The organism is Myxococcus sp. AM011, from assembly GCF_013372595.1.
In the GTDB taxonomy this organism is placed as follows: Bacteria; Myxococcota; Myxococcia; order Myxococcales; family Myxococcaceae; genus Myxococcus; species Myxococcus eversor.
Window position 1 is genome coordinate 22269 of the sequence record NZ_JABXEM010000143.1, and the last position, 6054, is coordinate 28322.

The following is a 6054-nucleotide window of genomic DNA, read 5'->3' on the forward strand; positions in this document are numbered from 1 at the left end:
CGGCGTTCCTGGCCAGGGACTGGAGCCATCCGCGTGGAGCGATCCAAGATGGGGCCATGAGCCGCCTCCCCCTCGCCTTGCTGCTGCTCTCCACCGCCGCTCCCGCCGCGTCCAACGCCCCGCCGGGGTACGCCCAGGCCTCCGACTATCTGGAGCGCGAGCGTCAGCCCGAGCGTTACTCGCCCCTCCACCTGCTCGACGGCCGCGACACCACCGCGTGGTGCGCCACCGGTGCCACCCCGGCCCCCGTCACCATCGGCTTCAAGGACGTCGTCACCATCGACGAGGTGCGCGTCTACACGGGAGATGGGACGGACAAGGCCGCGTACAAGGCCCACGCCCGCGCGAAGAAGCTCACCCTCACCAGCGTGGACTCCGCCAAGAGCCTCAAGGTGGAGGACAAGCGCGGCCTCCAGGCGGTCCCCATCAGCCCCTCCCTCACGGGCAATCGCTTCACGCTGGAGGTGGCCGAGCGCTTCCCCGGCGCCGAAGAGGGCGCCCCGGTCTGCGTCACCGACTTGATTTTCTACTCGGGAGGCAAGGCGCTCAACGGCACGTGGCTCGCGCCCCGCCTGCGCTACGACGCGCGCCTGGCGCCCCTGCTGGGGACGTGGTTCAGCGGCATGGACGGCGCCCCGGAGCGCTTCCTGTCCATCTTCGTCGACGGGACGTACCGCTTCACCCACGAGCCGCTGGAGGGCGAGCCGAGCACCGTGACGGGCGGTTATGCCCTGTCCGGTTCCCGACTCACGCTGGAGGTGCCCCATCGCGGAAAGGTGACGGTGCGCCTCCAGAAGGCCGCCCCGGAAGGGGCCACCTCGGCTGGAGCCACGCTGGAGCTCGACGGCGCGGCGGCCGAGGAGTGGGGCCGCGCTTTCCGCGGCCAACCCTGAGCCGGAGCGACTGTCCGGTCGTCCGCCTAGAGGGAGGCTGCCTTCTTCTTGCCACTGAAGTGGCGGAAGAACGCGATGATTTCCTCGACGGCGATCTTCACGTCGGTGGCGTCCTGGAATTCCGATTCCAGGAAGATACCGCCGCAGGACTCACAGGTGTCGTAGGTCAGCGGGTGCTGGCGGTCGCCGCCATTCACGCGGACCAGGTCGACGTGGCACTCGGGACAGTGGCCAGTCAACGCCTCTGCGTCTACCTTACCGCCCTGGCTCTCCAGCCCGGTGAGGTTGTTGTGGAGGAGGACCCGGTTCAGGTCCGCGACGTCAATCCACAGTCCGCCGCAATCTCCACACTTTCGCAACGTCTGGTCATCCCCCTCGAGATCAACCATCTCGACGTTGCAGCTGGGGCAATCCATGGCGCGGGTCAATCTCCTTCAATGGGGGACACGCGTCCCCAGTGGTTCGGAGAATGATAGGTCGTGCGAAATTTGGGATGCAACCCAGGTTGCTGCTTCTGTTGGCAACGCGCCTTCTGGGGTCGTCCGGCCCCGTGGCCCCCAATCCCTCAGGCCTTCGCTTTCACACGCTTGATGTCCGCCCCCAGGGCGCGCAGCTTGCGCTCCAGCCGCTCGTAGCCGCGGTCCAGGTGGTAGACGCGGCTGACGTCCGTGCGCCCCTCGGCGCGCAGGCCCGCCAGGATGAGCGAAGCGCTCGCCCGCAGGTCCGTCGCCATGACAGGCGCGCCGCTGAGTGTCTTCACACCCTTCACCACCGCCGTATGCCCCTGGACGGTGATGTCCGCACCCAGACGGTGCAGCTCCGGGACGTGCATGAAGCGGTTCTCGAAGATGTTTTCGCTGATGACGGATGTCCCATGGCTCACACACATGAGCGCCATGAGCTGTGCCTGCATGTCGGTGGGAAACCCAGGGTGTTCGGTGGTGGTGATGTTCACCGAGTGGAGGGTGCGAGGGGCCTTGCAGCGCAGGCCGCCCGCCTCGGCGGTGAGGGTGCACCCCGCCTCGCGCAGCTTGTCGATGACGGCGTCCAGGTGTTCGGGGACGGCGTGTTTCACCAGCACGTTGCCGCCGGAGATGGCGGCGGCCACCAGCAGGGTGCCCGCCTCGATGCGGTCCGGGAGGATGGCGTGGTCGACGGGGGTGAGGCCCTCCACGCCCTCGACGGTGATGATGGAGGTGCCGGCGCCTTCAATGCGGGCGCCCATCTTGTTGAGCACCCGGGCCAGTTCCTCGATTTCGGGCTCGCGCGCGCAGTTCTCCATCACCGTGCGGCCCTTGGCCAGCACCGCCGCCATCAGCACGTTCTCCGTGCCGGTGACGGTGATGACGTCGAAGTTGACGGTGCCGCCCTTGAGCTGCTTCGCCCGGGCCTCCACGTAGCCTTCCGTCAGGTGGATGTCCGCGCCCAGTGCCTTGAGGCCCTTGAGGTGCTGGTCGATGGGGCGCGCGCCGATGGCGCACCCGCCGGGCATGGACACCCGCGCTCGGCCGAAGCGCGCGACGAGCGGGCCCAGCACCAGCACGCTGGCGCGCATCGTCTTGACCAAATCGTACGGGGCCTCCGGGGTGATGGCCCCGTTGACGCCCACCTCGCACACGTCCTTCTTGCGCGCGGTGAGCCGCTCCGCGTCGCAGCCCATGGTGCGCAGCACCTTGAGCATGGTGGCCACGTCGGCCAGGTCCGGCACGTTGCGGAAGGTGGAGGTGCCATCCGCCAGCAGCGCCGAGGCGAGGATGGGCAGCGCCGCGTTCTTCGCGCCAGAGACAACGACTTCGCCGTGCAGCTCCGCGCCGCCCTTCATCACAATCTTGTCCATGCTGTGTCCGGCCCTCAGCCCTGTGGCCCGCTGGCCGCGGGCTGTGTCCCAAATGCCATGCGCTCCCGCCGCTCCAGGTCCTTCTCCACGCGCGCGTCCTCGTAACCGGCCGCGCGCAGCAGCTCCAGGACAGCGGGGCCCTGCGTCTCGCCCATCTCCAATGCAAGGAGGCCGCCAGGCTCCAACCACTTGCGCGCCTCCGTCACCACCCGTCGCAGGGCGACCAGCCCGTCGTTCCCACCGTCGAGCGCCAGCTTGGGCTCGCGCCGCACCTCCGCGGACAGGCCGGGAATCTCGTGCGAGGCGATGTAGGGCGGGTTGGAGACGACGACGTGGAAGCTCGCGTCGGCGGGCAGGGGGGAGAACAGGTCTCCCTGGAGCACCGTCACCCGGTCAGAGACCTTGAGCGTCTCCGCGTTCTCCCTCGCCAATGCGCAGGCGTCCGGGGACAGGTCCGTGGCCGTCACGGCGAGCTGGGGGCGCTCGGCCGCGAGGCTGATGGCGATGCAGCCGGAGCCGGTGCACACATCGAGCACGCGAGCGGGCGCGTCCTTGGGCAGGACGCTCAGGGCCGCCGCGACGAGCAGCTCCGTCTCCGGCCGGGGGATGAGCACACGGGCATCCACCTTGAATGCGCGGTTGTAGAACTCGCGCGTTCCGGTGAGGTACTGCGTGGGCTCGCCCGCCAGGCGCCGCTCAATCAGCGCGCGGAAGGAGGTCAGCTCCTCCTTGGTCAGGGGGCGGTCCAGGTCCACGTACAGCCGCACGCGCCCCGTCTTCAGCACGTGCGACAGGAGGATTTCCGCCGTGAGTCGCGGCGCATCCACCTGCCGCTTCTCGAAGTGCTGCGTCGTCCAGGTGAGGACCTTGCGGATGGTCCAGGGCTCGCTGCTCATGCTTCGGACTGGGGCCTCGGGCCGCCCATCTGAGCCTTGAGCGCCTCCGCCTGGTAGTAGGTGCGGCAGGCGGTGATGATGTCCTCGATGTCGCCCATCATCACGGCGGGCAGGTTGTGCACCGTCAGGCTGATGCGGTGGTCCGTCAGCCGGTCCTGCGGGAAGTTGTAGGTGCGAATCTTCTCGCTGCGGTCGCCGGTGCCCACCTGCGAGCGGCGCGTGGAGTCGCGCTCGGCGCGGATGCGCTCCTGCTCCATCTCGTAGATCTTCGCGCGCAGCATGCGAAGGGCCATGTTGTAGTTCTTCAACTGGCTCTTCTCCTGCTGGCACTTCACCACGATGCCCGTGGGCCGGTGGGTGAGGCGCACCGCGGAGTCCGTCGTGTTGACGCTCTGACCGCCCGCGCCCGTGGAGCGCATCGCCTGTCGGTCGATGTCCGCCTCGTTGAGCTTCACGTCCACTTCCTCCGCCTCCGGCATGACGGCCACGGTGATGGTGGAGGTGTGGATGCGGCCCTGGGTCTCCGTCGCCGGCACGCGCTGGACGCGGTGCACCCCGGACTCGTACTTCAGGTTGCTGAAGACGGCGTCGCCGGACAGCGTCACGGTGGCGTCCTTCACCCCGCCCGCGTTGCCCGCGCTCATGTCGATGATGTCCGCCTTCCAGCCCCGCTGATCCGCGTACCGGAGGTACATCTGCATGACCTCCTCCGCGAACAGCGCCGCCTCGTCGCCACCGGCGCCCGCGCGGATTTCCAGGATGACGTTCTTCTCGTCATTCGGGTCCTTGGGCAGCAGGAGCAGCTTGAGCGAGCTCTCCAGGGTGTCGCGCTGCTCCTTCAGTCCGGGGAGGGCCTCGCGGGCATAGCTCTTCTCGTCGGCGCTGCCGGCGTCGAGCCACGCCTCCACCTCCTTGAGGTCGGCGAGCACCTGGCGGTACGTGCGGAACGTGTCCACCAGCTTCTCCAGGCCCGCACGCTCCTTGGAGACCTTCTGGAGCCTCGCCGAATCGGCGAGGACGTCGGGGTTCGACAGGTCCGCGGTGAGGCGTTCGAACCGGCGCTCGACGTCTTCAAGTTTGTCAATCATCGTCGTTCCAGGGGGTATTGCCCCTTTGTCCGGCTGCTGGCAAGGGAGGACGGAGTCAAGAAATTCCTTGGCCGCTCGGGCGGTAGCATGAAAGAAGGGCCGCCCTCACCGCCGGATCCACTTGGCGGTCGGTCTCACATCACCACACGGAGTCCTTCCACATGCCCGCCCAGAAGGGAAATCGTTCCAAGAAGAAGGTCGCCAACCGTGCCAAGGGCCGTAAGGCCCAGCTGAAGCGCCGCCGCAGCCGCGCCAAGAAGGGCCAGTCCAACAACAAGGTCTGACGCTCCGGTTACTCCCTCCCGCCTGTCGCGGGGGAGGGAGACGGCCTTGCCCACGGTTCCAGCTCGGGGAGCATCCGCTCCACCCCGGAGGAGCTGTTGGCCAACAGGCGCAGCACCTCCTCGGCCGCCTCCCCGGTGACGGGTACGGGCTGGAAGGGGAGTTCCGGGAAGCGGTCCGTGCGCAGCGGCAACACCTCGCTGGAGAGGTAGCCCCCCGGACCGAAGCGGCCCTTCCACAGGGCGCCCCGCTTGTCGCGCGGATTCCAGTTTCCTCCGAAGACGAAGTTGCCCAGCGAGTAGACGACGGGCGCCCCCCGGTGCAGCTCCATCGCCTGGAGCACGTGGGGGTGGCTGCCCAGCACTCCGGCGGCCCCCGCGTCGATGGCGGCGTGGGCCAGTCTCATCTGGTAGGGCTCCGGCACGTAGGTACCCTCGCGACCCCAGTGGAAGAAGGGCAGCACCACGTCCGCCAGGTGCTTCGCGGCGAGGATGTCCTCGCGCAGCATGCGCTCCATGACGTCCACGTCCGAGAAGTGGCCGGCCACCCCCGGCGTCGTCTCCGTGGCATAGACCTCCGGGGGCTCGATGTTGCGCTCGCCCAGGAAGAAGTACCCCAGCAGGGCGACCTTCACGCCGCCCACGGTGATGACGGCGGGGCGGCGCGCCTCGGCGAGCGTCCTGCCCGCGCCGAAGTAGGGGATTCGGGCGGCCTCCAGCGTCACCAGCGTGTCCACCAGCCCCTGGGGCCCGTAGTCCATGAGGTGGTTGTTGGCCAGGCTGACCACGTCCACGCCGCCCGAGAGGAGCGCGCCCACCAGCTCCGGCCGGGCTCGGAAGTTGAAGTTCTTGGCCAGCTTCTCGCCGCCCTCGGTGAAGGGGCACTCCAGGTTGACGACGAAGAGGTCGGCCGCGTCGCCCAGGGCCCGGACCTCCTTGAAGCCGTAGGCGAGCATCTCCTCTCGGGAGCGGCCCTTGGCCACCTGGTCGTCGAAGTACTTCTGGTGGTTGTGGCCCAGCGTCACGTCCCCTCCCACCACGAGGGTGATGGGGCGGGCG

The 6054-nt window shown here is 68.5% G+C and carries 7 protein-coding genes; 2 read left to right on the forward strand and 5 right to left on the reverse strand.

Annotation, left to right across the window (positions count from 1 at the left end):
- Positions 1–56 precede the first annotated feature (56 nt).
- On the forward strand, positions 57–893 hold the full coding sequence (locus HUW62_RS27120) for a hypothetical protein (RefSeq protein WP_163862556.1): 837 nt from the start codon (positions 57–59) through the stop codon (positions 891–893).
- A gap of 26 nt (positions 894–919) precedes the next feature.
- On the opposite strand, the gene HUW62_RS27125 is transcribed toward HUW62_RS27120, so the two are convergent.
- The 4 genes from HUW62_RS27125 to prfA form a co-directional block, all read right to left on the reverse strand.
- Complete coding sequence (locus HUW62_RS27125; protein WP_163862561.1) at positions 920–1309, reverse strand: zf-TFIIB domain-containing protein; 390 nt, start codon at positions 1307–1309, stop codon at positions 920–922.
- 149 nt (positions 1310–1458) lie between these two features.
- Complete coding sequence (gene murA / locus HUW62_RS27130) at positions 1459–2730, reverse strand: UDP-N-acetylglucosamine 1-carboxyvinyltransferase (protein WP_176436039.1); 1272 nt, start codon at positions 2728–2730, stop codon at positions 1459–1461.
- Positions 2731–2744: 14 nt separating this feature from the next.
- Entirely contained in the window at positions 2745–3626 is an 882-nt protein-coding gene (gene prmC, locus HUW62_RS27135; RefSeq protein WP_163862567.1) for a peptide chain release factor N(5)-glutamine methyltransferase, read from the reverse strand.
- Positions 3623–4714 carry a peptide chain release factor 1 gene (gene prfA / locus HUW62_RS27140; RefSeq protein ID WP_163862570.1) on the reverse strand — a complete coding sequence of 364 codons (1092 nt, stop codon included), beginning with the start codon at positions 4712–4714 and terminating at the stop codon, positions 3623–3625. Before prfA ends, prmC begins: the two co-directional genes overlap by 4 nt.
- A 161-nt stretch (positions 4715–4875) precedes the next feature.
- On the opposite strand from prfA, the gene HUW62_RS48980 reads away from it, so the two are divergent.
- Positions 4876–4998 (forward strand): hypothetical protein, encoded by a 123-nt coding sequence (locus tag HUW62_RS48980; protein WP_013941470.1) that lies wholly within the window; start codon positions 4876–4878, stop codon positions 4996–4998.
- Between the two features lie 8 nt (positions 4999–5006).
- Here HUW62_RS48980 and HUW62_RS27145 read toward each other — a convergent pair.
- Positions 5007–6054: CapA family protein (locus HUW62_RS27145; RefSeq protein ID WP_176436040.1), on the reverse strand; the 1048-nt coding region annotated here is incomplete at its 5' end.